The sequence below is a fragment of the Allobosea sp. TAF32 genome, assembly GCF_052113585.1.
Taxonomy (GTDB): domain Bacteria; phylum Pseudomonadota; class Alphaproteobacteria; order Rhizobiales; family Beijerinckiaceae; genus Allobosea.
Genome location: NZ_JBFRDM010000001.1, coordinates 322,685 through 338,633, shown reverse-complemented (window position 1 = coordinate 338,633; position 15,949 = coordinate 322,685). Strand labels below are relative to the sequence as shown.

At 66.3% G+C, this 15,949-nt stretch carries 13 protein-coding genes; 8 read left to right on the top strand and 5 right to left on the bottom strand.

The window, feature by feature from the left end; all coding sequences use genetic code 11:
- The first annotated feature begins 26 nt into the window (after positions 1–26).
- Positions 27–782 carry an IclR family transcriptional regulator gene (locus AB4Z16_RS01460; RefSeq protein ID WP_441509546.1) on the top strand — a complete coding sequence of 252 codons (756 nt, stop codon included), beginning with the start codon at positions 27–29 and terminating at the stop codon, positions 780–782.
- A gap of 321 nt (positions 783–1,103) precedes the next feature.
- Here the strand turns inward: AB4Z16_RS01460 and AB4Z16_RS01455 are convergent, their stop codons facing one another.
- Genes AB4Z16_RS01455 through AB4Z16_RS01440 form a run of 4 tightly spaced genes read right to left on the bottom strand, consistent with a single transcriptional unit; the run spans position 1,104 to position 6,560 of the window.
- Positions 1,104–2,351: an aminotransferase class III-fold pyridoxal phosphate-dependent enzyme gene (locus AB4Z16_RS01455; RefSeq protein WP_441509545.1), complete on the bottom strand. Its 1,248-nt coding sequence runs from the start codon at positions 2,349–2,351 to the stop codon at positions 1,104–1,106.
- The gene (locus tag AB4Z16_RS01450) at positions 2,352–4,466 is read right to left on the bottom strand and encodes an ABC transporter permease (RefSeq protein ID WP_441509544.1); all 2,115 of its coding nucleotides are present in this window, start codon (positions 4,464–4,466) and stop codon (positions 2,352–2,354) included.
- A complete protein-coding gene (locus AB4Z16_RS01445; protein WP_441509543.1) occupies positions 4,466–5,581 on the bottom strand; it encodes an ABC transporter ATP-binding protein in 1,116 nt (371 codons plus the stop codon). Before AB4Z16_RS01445 ends, AB4Z16_RS01450 begins: the two co-directional genes overlap by 1 nt.
- Before the next feature lie 13 nt (positions 5,582–5,594).
- Complete coding sequence (locus tag AB4Z16_RS01440) at positions 5,595–6,560, bottom strand: extracellular solute-binding protein (protein WP_441509542.1); 966 nt, start codon at positions 6,558–6,560, stop codon at positions 5,595–5,597.
- Between the two features lie 93 nt (positions 6,561–6,653).
- Between AB4Z16_RS01440 and AB4Z16_RS01435 the strand changes: the two genes are divergently transcribed.
- Positions 6,654–7,544, top strand: a complete 891-nt coding sequence (locus AB4Z16_RS01435; RefSeq protein ID WP_441509541.1) for a LysR substrate-binding domain-containing protein — start codon at positions 6,654–6,656, stop codon at positions 7,542–7,544.
- 90 nt (positions 7,545–7,634) lie between these two features.
- On the opposite strand, the gene AB4Z16_RS01430 is transcribed toward AB4Z16_RS01435, so the two are convergent.
- Positions 7,635–8,648 (bottom strand): LacI family DNA-binding transcriptional regulator, encoded by a 1,014-nt coding sequence (locus AB4Z16_RS01430; RefSeq protein ID WP_441509540.1) that lies wholly within the window; start codon positions 8,646–8,648, stop codon positions 7,635–7,637.
- Positions 8,649–8,852: 204 nt separating this feature from the next.
- Between AB4Z16_RS01430 and AB4Z16_RS01425 the strand changes: the two genes are divergently transcribed.
- The 6 genes from AB4Z16_RS01425 to AB4Z16_RS01400 all read left to right on the top strand — a co-directional run bounded on the left by AB4Z16_RS01425 (position 8,853) and on the right by AB4Z16_RS01400 (position 15,918).
- Entirely contained in the window at positions 8,853–10,766 is a 1,914-nt protein-coding gene (locus AB4Z16_RS01425) for an ABC transporter substrate-binding protein (protein ID WP_441509539.1), read from the top strand.
- A 73-nt stretch (positions 10,767–10,839) separates the two neighbouring features.
- Complete coding sequence (locus AB4Z16_RS01420; protein ID WP_441509538.1) at positions 10,840–11,826, top strand: ABC transporter permease; 987 nt, start codon at positions 10,840–10,842, stop codon at positions 11,824–11,826.
- A gap of 9 nt (positions 11,827–11,835) precedes the next feature.
- Positions 11,836–12,975 (top strand): ABC transporter permease, encoded by a 1,140-nt coding sequence (locus AB4Z16_RS01415; RefSeq protein WP_441509537.1) that lies wholly within the window; start codon positions 11,836–11,838, stop codon positions 12,973–12,975.
- Positions 12,968–14,035, top strand: a complete 1,068-nt coding sequence (locus tag AB4Z16_RS01410; protein ID WP_441510100.1) for an ABC transporter ATP-binding protein — start codon at positions 12,968–12,970, stop codon at positions 14,033–14,035. Before AB4Z16_RS01415 ends, AB4Z16_RS01410 begins: the two co-directional genes overlap by 8 nt.
- Complete coding sequence (locus AB4Z16_RS01405) at positions 14,028–15,092, top strand: ABC transporter ATP-binding protein (protein ID WP_441509536.1); 1,065 nt, start codon at positions 14,028–14,030, stop codon at positions 15,090–15,092. Before AB4Z16_RS01410 ends, AB4Z16_RS01405 begins: the two co-directional genes overlap by 8 nt.
- Entirely contained in the window at positions 15,085–15,918 is an 834-nt protein-coding gene (locus AB4Z16_RS01400) for a 5-deoxy-glucuronate isomerase (protein ID WP_441509535.1), read from the top strand. The genes AB4Z16_RS01405 and AB4Z16_RS01400 overlap by 8 nt, the downstream gene beginning before the upstream one ends.
- The last annotated feature ends 31 nt before the right edge of the window (positions 15,919–15,949 follow it).

The window sequence follows — 15,949 nt, the reverse complement described above, 5'->3', positions numbered from 1 at the left end:
CGCGTCAAGCCGCAATGTGAGGTCAGGTGAAATCGATCGAGAAGGCCGTCAGCGCGTTGCAGCTCATGGTTGAATCAGGTGGCGAACTGCGTGTCGGCGATGTCAGTCGTCATCTCAAGGTCAACCGCAGCACGGCCTCGCGCCTGCTGGCTTCCCTGGCAGGCGGCGGCTTGATCGAGCAGGACGCTCTAACCCAGCGTTACGGCGCAGGAATTCTCGCTGTGCAGCTCGCTGCCGGCTTCCATCGCAAGTTCGACATTGTCGAGCAGGCGCAGAAGGAGATGGAGGCGCTCGCCCGCGAGACGCAGCACACGGTCTGGTTGGGGGTGCTCTCCGGAGCCGAGGTCGTCGTGCTCAAGACGGTGCGCGGTTCGCAGCCGATTCAGTTCGCCGTCGAGCCTGGACACCGGCTGCCGGCACACGCCGCGGCAATGGGTAAGGCGCTGCTCTCGCTCAAGCCCGATGCAGAGATTCGCGGCTTGTTCGAAGACTCCCTGGCTGCGACCACCAGGCAGACGCTCCACTCGGTCGACGAATTGCTCCGTGAGCTGGCCCTGACGCGGCTGCGTGGCTACGCCATCTCCGATCAGGAACTCTTCGACGGCGTCAAGGCGATCTCGATCGCTCTCACGGAGAAGCACAAGGGCACGTCGATCGCCGTCAGCGTCTCCTATCCGCTCTTCGCCCTGTCTGAGGGCAACGATCAGACGATCATCGATGCGCTGCTTGCTTTCGGCCGCCATTTCGGCGCCCGCATTGGTGATGCCCGGTGGACACGCTAAGTTACCGATCCGCGAGAAACCTCACAGTTTGAAACGCTGATATCGAGGCATTGGCTGGAGAAGGCCACGTGCGACGGTGGCCATCTGCTCGGCGCCTCGGGCTTCTGGCGCGCGACGGCCGGAAAGGCGCTATCGAGCCCGCAAGGCGTGACGAGCGCCATCATATGTCCTTCCTCGCCGCCGGCATTCTGGAGCCGGGCGGATGTCGCGCCGGTAGCGGTCCAGCCCTCGGGCGCTCTCCAACCGAACGGCGACGATGCGACCGGCTCTCCGCCCGTGGGTCTGCCGAAGCCATGGTCGATTGCGAACGCGCGTCTGGGCCTAGCGTTGGAGCGCCTGGGCCAGCTTCCGGACCTGTTCGAATATCAGATCGAGTTCGGCGTCGCTCACGGTCATGGGCAAGGAAAACCCGATGCTGGAGTCGCCCTTGGAGGTGGTCGAGAGACCGGCTTCCATGCAGGCCCGCACGAGGTCGGCCGCAAAGCCGGGGCCCGGTCCCAGACCGCACATCTCAGCGTCGAATTCGAGCGCAAGCAGCAGGCCGGCGCCCCGAACGCCGCGGATGGCCGGCCACGCGCGGGCGAGTTCGGCGACCCGCGATCTGATCCGCTGCTCCAGCAGAGCGGCCCGCTCGACCAGCTGATCGCGTTCGATGATCTCGATCGCCGTCAGGGCGGCGAGCGTCGTCAGCGGATTCTTCTCATGAGTGTAGTGGCCAAGGTCGAGCTCCGGAGCGATATCGAGCCTTGCATCCGCGATCACGGCGGCGATCGGCAGCACGCCGCCACCGAGCGCCTTGCCGAGCACGACCGCGTCCGGCACGGCGCCGACATGCTCGAAGGCAAAGAAGCGACCGGTCTTGCCGAGCCCCGAAGGGATCTCGTCGAAGATCAGAAGGGTGCCGTGCCGGTGACAGAGATCGCGAACCTCGGCCCAGAGCCCATCCGGGGGCATGTGGCAGTTCGAGCGGATCGGTTCAGCCACGACCGCGGCGATGCCTGTCTCCGACTGCGCGAAGGCGGCGCGCATGTCCGCGAGCATGCGCTGGGCTCCGTCGGGCGCCCAGTAAGGCGTGACATGCCGGCGCCCCGGCAGAAATGGGCCGAGACGCGGATCGGGCGCGGCCTTGGACAGGCCGAAGCTGCCGAAGCCGTGGCCGTGATACGAGCCTTCGAGCGAGATCGTTTCATGGCGGGCGGTCGCGACGCGCGCCAGTTTCACGGCGATCTCGATCGCGTCCGAGCCGCCGGTGGCGAAGAGGACTTTGGCGGGCGCTCCGGGCCAGCGCGCGAGCAGCTTCTCGGCGAGCGCAACGGCGGGTTCATTGGTGTAGCGCCGCGGCGAGAAAGGCAGGGTGTCGAGCTGGCGCTTCAACGCAGCGATGATCTGCGGATGGCGATGCCCGAGATGATGGACGGTATTGCCATGCAGGTCGATGAAGCGCCGTCCGTCGACGTCCTCCAGCCAGATGCCCTGGGCGGCGCGCAGAGCCGAATGACAAGGGCTCGATCCCTCCTGATGAAAGAAAGCGGCAGCATCGCGCGAGACGAGATCGGGGCGCATCGGCATCTACCGGGAGATCGCTGAAGGGAGGCCGGGCAGAGCCGAAGGCGGGCGGCGGTGCCTTGCGGTCTCCCGATGGCGCTCGATCAGCCGAGCCAGAGCGATGGCCGCGAGCGCGAAGGCGAGCAGGACGAGGCTCTTGGCGGCGGCATAGCCGTATTCGCCGGAATTGGCGTGGTTGAAGATCGCGACCGAGGCGAGCTTGTGGTTGCCCGAGACCAGGAAGATCACCGAGGAGAGGGTCGTCAACGCGTCGATGAAGACATAGAGGGTCCCGAGCAGCAGGGCCGGCAGCAGGATCGGCAGGGTTACGCTCACGAAGCGCGAGATGAGCCCGGCGCCGAGGCTCTCGGCGGCCTCGTCGATCGAGCTGTCGACGCGCTGCAGCGCGGCGCGCGCGGCGAGCACGCCGACGAAGATGTTCGAAAACAGGATGTTGACGACCAGGATCGCCGAAGTGCCGGTCAACGACAGGGCGGGAATGCCGAAGGGGACGTTGAAGGCGACGATGTAGCCGATGCCGAAGATGATGCCGGGCAGGATTGCCGGCACCAGCACCAGAAAGACGATGAGATTGGCGCCGGGCGGCCGCAGGCGCTCGACCACATAGGCGATCACCACGGCAAAAAGCCCGCCGATCGGGCCAGCGACGATGCCGATGCGCAGGCTCTCCCAGACCAGCCCGAGGCCGCGGTCCGAGCTGCCATAGCCGGCGCCGGCGAGGCCGATATTGACACCCTCAGCCGTGAAATAGCCGAGTGTCAGGCTCCAATCCGTGCCCCAGACTCTGGTCACCGCGCCGAGCGCCATGGTGCCGTAAACTGCGAAGATCAGGACCGCGACGGTTCCCGCAATGGCCGTCAGGCCGATACGCCAGGAGCGTGGCGCCGAGAGCTCCGAGCGCGCCGCGACGCTCGCGCTCGTGTAGCCCTTGCGCCGCCCCAGCAGTTCGAGGCCGAGATAGAGAAGAAGCGAGGGAATGATGAGCCAGACGCAGAGCGCCGCCGCCAGCGGCGTGTTCCGATAGGCGGTGATCTCGTCGTAGATGATGCCGGCGAGCACGGGCGTATCGCGGCCGAGGATCAGCGGGTTGCCGAAATCGGTGAGGCTCATGATGAAGACCAGCACGATCGCGCGCTTGGTCGCGGGCCAGGCGAGCGGCAGCGTGACATGCCGGAAGGTGGTGAAGTGGTCCGCGCCGAGGCTGGCGGCGGCGTCGTCGACCCGGCCGTCCTGCCGCCGCAGGATGTTGTCGAAGATGATCAGCGTCGCCGGCATAAAGGACAGCATCTGCGCCAGCACGACGCCGAGCAGGCCGTAGAGATTGGTCTCGTCGGCGTCGATCAGGCCCAGGCCTCGGTCGAACAGCGTATGTGTCACCAGCCCGCGCCGGCCGAAGAGCATCACCGTGGCGGTTGCGATCAGCACCGGCGGGGCGACCAGCGGCATTAGAAAGATGCCTCTCATCGTTGCCGGCCAAGGCACGCCGCCGCAATTGATGCCATAGGCGAGCGCGAAGGCGAGGGGCACCGTGAACATTACCGACAAGACGGCGAGTGACAGGCTGTTGAGCGCGGCGTTGCGCAGATAGGAATCCTGGAAGAGCTTGAGATAGTGGTCGAAACCCCGGCGCGCCTCGCTGCCGTTGCGCAACGTGTCGAAGCCTTGCTGATCGATCAGGTCCTTGACTTTGAAGGCGAGCGCGGTCCGCTTGTGCAGCATCACATGAGCGAGCGTCACGATCTGCGTCACCTGCTCGCGGTCTTGCGGTGGCAGGGCTGAGAGTGCGGTCTCCATGGCCCGCGCCTGATCCGAATAGGGCGCCTTGCGGTCCCATGACGGCGCGTGCCCGGCGAGCTGGAATGCCGCGGCGGTCGCCTCGACACGCTCGGCCTCGGTCGCGGTCTCGCCCCAGCGCTGGATCAGGGCAGCGCTCTCCTGCTCCGGCAGTCGGCTCAGCGCGTCGACCGTGACGGCCTTGAGGCGCAACGGGGACATCGGGCCGGAGATCACGAAGCTCTCGACCAGGACGGCGCCGACCGGCACGCCGATAAAGACGATCAGCAGCAGCGCGACGACGCCGCTGATGAGCGCGCGCGGCATTTGGCGCAGCAGTCGCATCACGCGCAGGTCCGGGCAGGAATCAGCGCCGCGCGTTGCGGGTCCGGCAGGAGCGCGACGGGCGCGCCGCGCGGACCGAAAGACTCGGCCTGGTGCGATGGGCAATCCGCGATGACCGTGCGCCCGGATTCGAGCGTCACGGTGAGGCGGACGACCGCCCCGAGAAAGGCCGCGCCTACGACCCGCCCGGCAAGCCCCTCTCCCGCGCCGGAAACCACGATGTGCTCCGGCCGATAGACGGCCGTCACGCGCTCTCCCGGCCTTACATGCGCCGGGAGCGCGATCGGCCAGAACTCGCCATCGGCATCGATGCCGCCGCGCGCCGCATGGCCCTCGACCAGATTGGAGATGCCGACGAATTGCGCGACGAAGGCGGAGCAGGGCCGGTGGTAGATCTCGGTCGGCGCGCCGATCTGCGCGATGCGGCCGTTGCGCATGACGGCGACCCGGTCGGAGAGGGCGAGCGCCTCCTCCTGATCATGCGTCACATAGAGCGTGGTGATGCCGAGCCTGTCGATGATCATGCGCAGCTCGTTGCGCAGCTTCACGCGGATGCGCGCATCCAGCGCCGACATCGGCTCGTCGAGCAGCAGCACCTCGGGATCGGAGGCGAGAGCGCGCGCCAGAGCGACGCGCTGCTGCTGGCCGCCGGACAACTGGTGCGGATAATGTCCGAGCAGCCGCTCCAGCTCGACCAGGCGCGCGAGTTCGCAAACCCGATGCTCGCGCTCGGCCCGGCTGCGAGAAGCGATCGTGAGCGCGAAGCCGATATTCTCCGCGACCGTTTTCGTCGGAAACAATGCGTAGGACTGGAACACGAAACCCATGCGTCGGCGCGCCGGCGCCAGCTCTGTTACATCCTGCCCGGAACGGGTGACCTGCCCGCCATCCGGTCGGACGAAGCCGGCGATGATCCTGAGCAGGGTCGTCTTGCCGCAGCCGGAATCGCCGAGCAGCGTGACGAACTCGCCCTTGGCCAGAGCAAGCGTGACGCCGTCGACGGCGAGCATCGGGCCGCCATAGGATTTGACGATGTCGCGGACGGCCAGATGCGGCCGCCCCGTCGTCAGGGTCGGCCGCTCGGTGGCAGCGGGCGGAGCCGTCAGGTCGATCACCGCTGCGGATCCGTCACTGCTTGAGGACGCGGCTGGCGAATTCGCGCCGGAAAGCTGTCATGTCGACGGGGCGGCGCATCTGCCAGAGCGCGATCTGCTTGAGGTCGATCAGGCCGTGCCCGGGCACCGCCGTGGCGCCGACCACCTTGCCGAGCACGGCGGCAGCCTCGTCGCCCGCCATGAAGTCGAGGAAGATCTTGGCCTCGGCCGGGTTCGGGCCGCCGGCGACGAGGCCGCCGCCCTCGGTGACGTTGGGGGTGATCCGGCCGTAGACGATCTCGACCGGCTTGCCCGCGGCCTTGGTCTCGAAACAGGTGGTGTCGAAGGTCAGGCCGATCGCGACTTCGCCGGCGCCGGCAAGCTGCGCGCCGCCGGAGCCGCCGTCCGAATACTGATAGACGTTCTCGTTCAGGTTCTCGACGAAGGGCCAGCCGAAGGCGTCGACGAAGGTCGTCAGAATGGCGCCGCCGGTCCCGGATTTCAGCGGCGAGGGCAGCGAGATCTCCTTGCGATAGACCGGCTTGATCAGATCCTCCCAGGTCGCCGGCATGGGCAGCCCCTTCTGCGCCAGCCGCTCCTTGTTGACGACCATGCACATCGTGGTGGCGAAGTACTTGCTGTAGAAGCCGTCCTCGTCGCGGAAAGCGGGGAGGATCTTCGATCCCTTCGGCTCGTAAGGCTCGAACACGCCGGCCTGCTTGAGCTGCTCGAGGGCGACGTTGTTGACGAGATAGACGATATCCGCCTGCGGCTTGCCCTTCTCGGCGATGGCCCGCTCGGCGATCGGGCCGGTGGAGCCGGAGACGAATTTCACCTCGATATCCGGGTGCTTCTTCTTGAAGGCGCCGACGAGCGCGCTGTTGACGCTGTCGGAGGCGTTGTAGATCACGACTTCCTTGGCGAAGGCGGCGCCGCTCGCCAGCGCGAACGCCGCCGTGGCGGCGAGACGCGCGATCATCGTTGTGGAGAGGCTGAGCATGAAAGTCTCCGTACCGTCTGGCAATCTGTCGTGATATAAGTGTCGCTAAATCATGTGACATTGAAATGAAGTCGAACTTATTCCAGCGGCCCTATGAATCTCGCTCAGCTCCGCGCCTTCCACGCCGTCGCGAACCACGCGACCTTTTCGGCCGCTGCACAGGCGCTCGGCGTCAGCCAGTCAGCGATCACCCAGCATGTGAAATCGCTGGAAGACGCCGTGGGGACGCGCCTCTTCCTGCGCACGGCGAGCGGCGTCGAGCTGACGGCCGATGCGCTCGACCTGCTGCCGAAAGTGCGCCAGGCCATCCTGATGCTCGACGACATCTCGGCGCGGATGAGCGATGGCCGCAGCCTTGCCACCGGACATCTCGCGATCGGTCTTTGCGCACCCTATGTGGCGATGCCGATCTTGGAGCGGTTCACCGCCGAGCATCCGGGCGTGCAACTCGAGGTGCGACTGGCGAACTCGAAAAGTCTGCTGGAGCTGGTTGCGCAGCACCGTATCGACATCGCCATCGCGACCCTGAGGGAGCCCCGCCCTGATTTTGCCTGCGATTTCCTGGTCAAACAGCGCGTCGAGATTCTGGTTCACGCCGGCCACCCCTGGTGGGATCGCCTGCAGGTCGAGGCGCGGGACTTGCCCGGTCAGCGCCTGGTAACGCGCGAGCCGGGCTCAATGACGCGCCACCTCTTCGAGGCCGCTCTGGCAGAGCGCAAACTCGAACTTCCGCCCCATTTGGTCCTCGGCAGCCGTGAAGCGGTGAAGGAGGCGGTTGCGGCCGGGGTCGGCATTGGCATCGTGCTCGATCAGGAGCGTGGTTTCGACCCTCGGCTCAGGGCCATTGCGGTCTCCGATTTTGATGTCGTGGCCGGGGAGTATCTCGTCACGCGCAGGGAAACCCGTAGCCTGGGCAGCGTGGCTGCCTTTTCCGCCATAGCCTCTGCGGTCGGGAAGGAAAAAGTCCCGGATCGCCCCGCTTAAGGCGATTGCAGAGCGTCATCCCGCTCAAATGCCTTGAGGCGCAAATGGCCGCATTCCGATCGGCAGACAGCCGAGCATCCGAGCCTTCCCTTATGCTGGGGGGGTCGTCGCCCTCCAGATCAGATCCGGTTCGATCACAATGCCTTGCTGGGCGTTGCGGCCAGCGATCCGGTCGAGCAGCATCCGCATCGCCATTTCGCCGAGGTCCTGCTTGGCGATCCGCAATGTGGTCAAAGCCGGCGACACCAACGAGGCGGCGGGAATGTCGTCGCAGCCCACGATCGCGATATCGTCCGGCACCCTGATGCCGGCCTGCTCGAGCGGCTTCATCAAGCCGAGCGCGATCAGGTCGTTATAGCAGATCATGGCATCGACCCGCGCTGCGTCGGGCAGCAATCGGGCGGCGATATCGGCTCCGCCCTGAAGGTCCGGCGAGCAGGGGAGATCGAAAGCGAGGGAGAGGCCGTGGCGCGCCAGCGCCGCCTCGATCCCTTCCCGTCGCTTGCGCCCGCCATGCGACGAAGCCAACCCGGCCGCGAAACCGAAGCGTCGGCGCCCCTGGGCGACGAGCTGCGTGACGGCGGCTTCCACGCCGGAGCGATAGTCGACTTCGATCGTGCCGGCATGGCGTTTCGCAACGGACCGATTGATCAGCACTGCGGCCCGGTGCTGCGCGACTGCGCGCAGAAGCCGCTCGTCGTCGAGGCGGGCGCTGCAGATGATGACGCCGTCGACGCGCTTGTCGAGCAGCGTCCCCAGCACCTCTTCCTCGCGCTCGGGATCCTCGATGACGTTGCAGGAGAGCAGCGTATAGCCGGCCGGGCGCGCCACCAGCTCGGCGCCGCGAATGATCTCGGGGAAGAACGGATTGACGATGTCGGGCACGACGATGCCGACCGTGTGCGAGCGGTCACTTTTCAGGCTCTGGGCGAAGGCGTTGGGCCGGTAGTTCAGTGCCTGGGCCGCCTGCAGCACGCGCTGGCGCGTGTCCTCGCCAGCGCCGCCGCGGCCGTTGAGGACGCGCGAAACCGTCATCGGCGAGACGCCGGCAGCGGTAGCGACATCGGTGATGGTGGGCGGTCGCAAGGCCGGCTTCATGTCCATGTCGCCTTATCTCACGATAACGATATCTCTTTCCAGTGAATTTCTCGGTGATCGAGAACGCCGGAAATGCGACTTTCGATTGCAATTATTCTCCTTGGAGGGGTCTGGCACTGCCTTTCTAAAGAGGGTTGACGCTATAAGTGAGATAACGATAACGTAACTCCATAGCGCCCGCCATGAGCAGAAGGCGCAGCGGAGGAAACGATGGCAGCTTTTCCTGGGCGCGCCCTGCGTGGCGTCGCGCTGTCCCTGGTCCTTGTCCTCTCCGGCGCGGCCGGAGCCGCGGACTACAAGGAGGCGCCGGGGCTTTCCGAATTGGTCAAGGGCGGCAAGCTGCCGCCGGTCGAGCAGCGCCTGCCCGAGAGGCCGCTCATGCTCACGCCGGTTGAAAAAGCCGGCAAATATGGCGGCACCTGGCGCCAGGCTTTGATGGGCGGCAGCGACTCGCTGATCGAGCGCTCGGTCGGCTATACCCGCCTTGTCCGCTGGAACCGTGACTGGACCGCGGTCGAGCCCGATGTCGCCGAGAAGGTCGACGTCAAGCCGGACGGGACCGAATACGTCTTCCATCTGCGCAAGGGCACGCGCTGGTCCGACGGCGCGCCGTTCACGGCCGACGATCTCGTGTTCTGGTATCAGGACGTGCTGATGAACAAGGAGCTGACGCCGTCGGTGCCGCGCTGGCTGCGCAGCGGCAACGACCCGGTTATCGTCGAGAAGATCGACGACGCCACCGTCCGCTTCCGCTTCACCGGGCCGAACGGCATGTTGCTGGAGAACATGGCGACGACCTTCGGGTCGGACATTCTCGCGGCGGCGCCGGCGCATTACCTCAAGCAGTTCCACAAGAAGTACAATCCCGATGGCATCGACAAGCTCGTCACTGAGGCCAAGGCGGCGAACTGGGCGGCGCTCTTCCTCAACAAGGTGAGCTTCCCCGGCCGCTGGCGCGATACCGGCCGGCCGGTGCTCGATCCGTGGCGGCTGACCGTGCCCTATGGCGGCACCACCCAGGTCGTGCTGGAGCGCAACCCCTATTACTTCAAGGTCGATCCGGAGGGGCGGCAACTGCCCTATATCGACCGCGTCACCTTCGACATCATGGGCGACCAGCAGGCGATCGTGCTCAAGGCGATCAATGGCGAGCTCGACATGCAGAACCAGCGCCTCAACGGGCTGGAGACGCGGATCGTGCTGGCGCAGAACCGCGAGCGCAGCGGCTACCGCCTGTTCAAGGCGCAGCCGGCCTGGTCGAACGCGATGTGCATCTCGCTCAACATGACCAGCAAGAACCCGGTGCTGCGCGAGGTCTTCCGCAGCAAGGATGTCCGCGTCGCGCTCTCGCTCGCCATCAACCGCGACGAGATCAACGACCTCATCTATGCCGGCCAGTCGCAGCCCTATCAGGCGGCGCCGCGTCCGGGCACCGCGCTCTATGACGAGCAGATGGCGACTCAGTACACCAAGTACGATCCCAAGGCCGCCAACGAGCTGCTCGACAAGGCGGGATTTGCCAAGCGCGACGCGCAGAAATTCCGGCTCGGGCCGGACGGCAAGCGCATCTCCTTCGCCGTCGATGCCGCGACCTCGCGGCGCTACCAGATCGACGCGCTCGAGCTGATCAAGAAGTACTGGGCCGCGGTCGGCATCGAGATGCAGGTCAAGACCATCGAGGAATCCTTCGCCTTCGCCCGGATGCTCGCCAACGAGCATGACGCGATGGTCTGGATCGGCGGCGGCGGCTACGACTTCCTCGGTATCCTCGATCCGAAATGGTACTTCCCCTACGAGAACCAGGCGGCCTTCGCCTCGGCCTGGGGGATCTATTTCCAGAACCCGAAGGACCCCAACGCCGAGGAGCCGCCGGAGGCCGCCAAGCAGCAGCAGGCGCTCTACGTCCAGATGCAGAAGACGCCCGGAACGGCCGGCCAGATCGAGGTGATGAAGAAGATCCTCGCGATCGCCCGCGACCAGTTCTACGTGATCGGCACGAACATGGACGCGGACAACTATGGCGTCGTGAAGAACAACATGCGCAACGTGCCCGATCTGATGCCGGACACCTTCTTCTACATGACGCCGGGTCCGACCAATCCCGAGCAGTATTTCTACGAATAGCCCGGTTATCGACATCGAGCCCGGAGCGGCGCTCCGGGCCCTTCGCCCCGCTCGCCCGCACCGGAGGTCCGCGATGCTCCGTTACATGCTGAGACGGCTCGTCTATACGCTGGCCACGCTCGCCGCCGTGTCGGTCGTCGCCTTCCTGGTCATCCAGTTGCCGCCGGGCGACTTCCTGACCTCGTTCAGCGCCAAATTCGCCGAGCAGGGCGGCTCGCTCGACAATGACACGCTGGCTGCGCTGAAGCTGCGCTACGGGCTCGATCAGCCCTGGTATGTGCAGTACTGGCTTTGGATCTCCGGCATTCTGTTCCGCGGCGATTTCGGCGAGTCCTTCGAGTGGAACAAGCCGGTCTCGGAATTGATGTGGGATCGGTTCGGCCTCACCGTCCTGCTCTCCGGCGTCACCCTGATCGTCACCTGGATCGTCGCCCTGCCAATCGGCATCTACAGCGCGGTCCGGCGCTATTCCTGGCTCGACTATGTCGTGACCTTCCTCGGCTTTCTCGGTCTCGCCATACCGAGCTTCCTGCTGGCGCTGGCGCTGATGTATGTGCTCTCGCGCTATTTCGGCATGAGCGTCAGCGGGCTGTTCTCGCCTGAGTACGTCAACGCGCCCTGGAGCCTTGCCAAGGTCGGCGACCTCGCCATGCATCTGTGGCTGCCGGTCTTCGTGCTGGCGACCCATGGCACGGCCGCGCTGATCCGCGTCATGCGGGCCAATCTGATCGACGAGCTCTACAAGCCCTATGTCCAGACCGCCCGCGCCAACGGGCTCGGCGAGATGGAGCTTCTGTTCAAGTACCCGGTCCGGGTCGCGCTCAACCCCTTCGTCTCGACCATCGGCTGGGTTCTGCCGAACCTCGTCTCCGGCGCGATCGTGACCTCGGTGGTGATGAGCCTGCCCACCGCCGGCCCGCTGCTGCTCTCGGCCCTGTTGGCGCAGGACATGTACCTCGCCGGCAGCTTCATCCTGATGCTGAGCGCGCTCACCGTGATCGGTACGCTGATCTCCGACCTCCTGCTCGCGTGGCTCGATCCGCGCGTGCGCTACGCCTGAGCCGCGCGCATGACCGATATCGCCGCGCCCACCGCTCCCGAAACCGTCGCCCCGGCGGCCCGCCGTCTGGCCGAGGCCAGCCAATGGCGGCTGATCTTCCGCCGCTTCCGCCGGCACCGTCTGGCCTATGCCAGCCTGTTCGTCGTCATCGGCATCTATCTCGTCGCGCTGCTGGCCGAGTTCTTCGCGCCCTTCGCGCCCGACACCTACAATGCCCGCTTCACCTATGGTCCGCCACAGACATTGCGCTTCTTCGGCACGGATGCGGCCGGCGAGACGCATTTCATGTCTGTCAACGGCTACCGGATGAGCTTCGATCCCGTCGCCCTGAAGCGGAGCTTCGTGGTCGACGAGAAATCGGTCAACCCGGTCGTCTTCTTCGCCAAGGGCGAGCCTTACAAGCTTTTCGGGCTCATTCCCTGGGATCGGCACCTGATCGGCCCGGCCGATCCGTCCCAACCGATGTATCTCTGGGGCGCCGACCGGCTCGGCCGGGACGTGCTGTCGCGCACCATCCACGGCGCCCGCATCTCGATGTCGATCGGCCTCGTCGGCGTCGCGATCAGTCTCTTCCTCGGCCTGATGCTCGGCGGCATCTCCGGCTATTATGGCGGCTGGATCGACGAGGTCGTCCAGCGCAGCATCGACTTCCTGAAATCGATCCCCACCATCCCACTCTGGATGGGGCTCGCCGCCGCGGTGCCGGCGAATATGGACCCGCTGCTGGTCTATCTCTGGATCACCATCATCCTCTCGCTGATCGGCTGGACCGATCTGGCGCGCGTGGTGCGTGGCCGCTTCCTCTCGCTCAGGACCGAGGATTTCGTGCTCGCAGCGCGGCTCGACGGCTGCTCGCGCCAGCGCGTGATCTGGCGGCACATGGTGCCCTCCTTCACCAGCCACATCACCGCCTCGGTGACGCTGGCGATACCCAGCATGATCCTGGCCGAAACGGCGTTGTCCTTCCTCGGCATCGGGCTGAAGGAGCCGGTGGTGAGCTGGGGCGTGCTGCTCAAGGACGCGCAGAGCATCCTGGCGCTGACCACGGCGCCCTGGCTGCTCGCTCCGGGTGTCGCGGTGGTTGTCGCGGTCCTCGCCCTCAACTTCCTCGGTGACGGAATTCGCGATGCGGCCGATCCCTATGCCTGAGCCTGGCCCTTACCGGAGCCCGCTGCCGGCGGACAGCGCCACGCCGCTCGTTGCCGTCAGGGACCTGAAGGTCCAGATCGGCACCGATGACGGGCTGGTGCGCGCGGTCGATGGGGTGACGTTCGACGTGCGGCGCGGGCGCACTCTCTGCATCGTCGGCGAGTCCGGCTCGGGCAAGAGCGTCACCGGCCGCGCCCTGATGAGCCTGCTACCGCCGAGTGGCCGCATCGCCGCCGGCAGCATCACCTATTCCGGCCGCGACGGCGAAGCGATCGACATCACCGCGCTCGACCCGCGCGGCCGCCGCATCCGTGCCTTGCGCGGCAAGGAAATCTCCCTGATCTCGCAGGAGCCGATGGCGGCGCTCTCACCGGTCCACACCATCGGCCAGCAACTCGTTCCTGTGATCCGCCGCCATCTCGATCTCTCGAAGAAGGCCGCCGAGGCGCGTGCCGTCGAGATGCTCGGCCGGGTCGGCATCCCTCGGCCGGCGGAGCGGCTGAACAATTACCCCTTCGAGTTCTCCGGCGGCATGCGCCAGCGCGTCTGCATCGCGCTCGCTCTGTCCTGCCGGCCGCGCCTCCTCATCGCCGACGAGCCGACGACGGCGCTCGACGTCACCACCCAGGCCAACATCATCGACCTGCTGCAGGAATTGCAGCGCGAGGACGGCCTCTCGATCCTGTTCATCACCCATGATCTCGGGGTGGTCGCCGAAATCGCCGACGATGTCGCAGTGATGTATCTCGGCAAGATCGTCGAGCGCGGCACGGTCGAGCAAATTTTCGCCGATCCGCGCCATCCCTATACGCGGGCGCTGCTGAAATCGGTGCCGCGGCTCGGTGCCGGGCGCGAGACCCGGCTCGCCGCCATCCGCGGCATGGTGCCGTCGCCCTTCGACCGGCCGGCGGGCTGCGATTTTCATCCGCGCTGCGATGCAGCGCTCAAGGGCATCTGCGACGTCGCCGATCCCGGCACGGTCTCGATCGGCCCCCGGCGCGACGTGCGCTGCATTCTTGCCCGCGATCCATCCATTGGGGAGGGCACCCGCCATGGCTGATTCCGCCACTCTTCCGCCGGACGTGCTGCTCGAAGTCAGCGGGCTCACCAAGCTGTTTCCGCCACGCCGGACATTGTTCCAGCGCAAGGCGGCCAATCCCGTGCGCGCCGTCGAGGATGTCTCCTTCGCGATTCGGCAAGGCGAGACGCTGGGGCTCGTCGGCGAATCCGGTTGCGGCAAATCGACGGTGACGCGTCTCCTGCTCGGCATCCACCAGCCGAGCGCCGGCGCCATGCACTATCGCCGCCAGGATGGTGGCAGCGTCGATCTCGCGAAGCTCTCCGAAGACGAGCGGCTCGCCTATTGCACCGATCTGCGCCTCGTTTTCCAGGACCCGCAATCCTCGCTCAATCCACGCCTGCAGGTCCGCGACATCGTCGGCGAGGTCTTGAAGGTCAACAAGCTGGTGCCGCCGGGCGAGATCGAGGCCAAGGTCCGCGAGCTTCTCGCCAAGGTGGGCCTGCGCCCGGAATACGCCCGGCGCTATCCGCATGCCTTCTCCGGCGGCGAGCGCCAGCGCGTCGGCATCGCCCGGGCGCTGGCGACCCATCCCCGTCTCGTCGTGCTCGACGAGGCCGTCTCGGCGCTCGATGTCAGCGTCCGCGCGCAGACGCTCAACCTGCTGCGCGACCTGCAGGAGGAGTTCGGCCTGACCTATCTCTTCGTCAGCCACGATCTCAGCGTCATCGAGTATATCTGCGACCGCGTCGTGGTGATGTATGTCGGCCAGGTCGTCGAGATCGCGACATCCGACGCGCTCTTCGCCCGGCCCCTGCATCCCTATACCGAGGCGCTGCTCTCGGCCCTGCCGATCCCGGACCCAGCGCACCGCCGACAGAACCGCCGCATCCGCCTGCCGGGCGAGGTCGCCGATCCCGCGAACCGACCGAGCGGCTGCGCCTTCCACCCACGCTGCCGCTTCGCCACCGATATCTGCCGCACGACCCAGCCGCCTTTGCGCGAGCTCGGCGGCCGCAATGTCGCCTGCCATCACGCCGAGACGCTCACGCTCCGCGGTGTCGACGCCATCCAGACCGGACAAGCAACTCATGCCTAAGCACATCCGCGCCCGCGACAACGCCAACCGCGCCATCGTCGCCGACGACCCGGCGCTGCCGCATGTCCATTTCAACCTGCTGAACCTGCAGTCCGGCGAAGCGATCGAGCAGAGCTTGCCGCGGCACGAGAGCGTCTATGTCGTACTTTCCGGGACGGTGGACCTCATCGTCGATGGCGCGCGCTTCGCGGCGGTCGGCCAACGGCGCGACATCTGGTCCGGCGAGGCGGATTCGGTCTATGTCCCGCCGGGCAGCACCGTCCGGCTGGAAAACGCCACCGGCCCCGTCGAGATCGCCGTTGCCGGCGGCCTCTGCGACGACGAGGGGCTGAAACCGTTCCGCATCGCGCCGAACGAAGTCGCGATGGTCGATGTCGGCTCGCCCGACACCCATAGCCGCCGCCGCATTTTCCACATCCTCGGCCAGAACGGCCAGGGCCGCGCCGGCAATCTCCTGGTCAGCGAGCTCTATGCCGACCCCGGCTGCTGGTCCGGCTACCCGCCGCACAAGCACGACGCCGACCGCGACGGCGAGACGGCGCATGACGAGCTCTACCATTACCGCTACCAGCCCGGCACCGGCTTCGGTGCCCAGATCATCTATGCCGACGGTCAGTCCGAATGCTTCATGGTGCAGGATCGCGACACGATCCTGGTCGATCGCGGCTATCACCCGACCGTCACCTCGCCCGGCCATCGCTGCTACATCTTCACCATCCTGGTCGGGAAGACGCAGCGCGGGCTGGTCCAGCATTTCGACGACCGCCACGCCCATCTGATGGCCGCGATCCCCGGCATCCAGTCGATGCGCGACAAGTTCAAATGAGAGTGCATCTGTGACTCCCACAAGCCCTCAT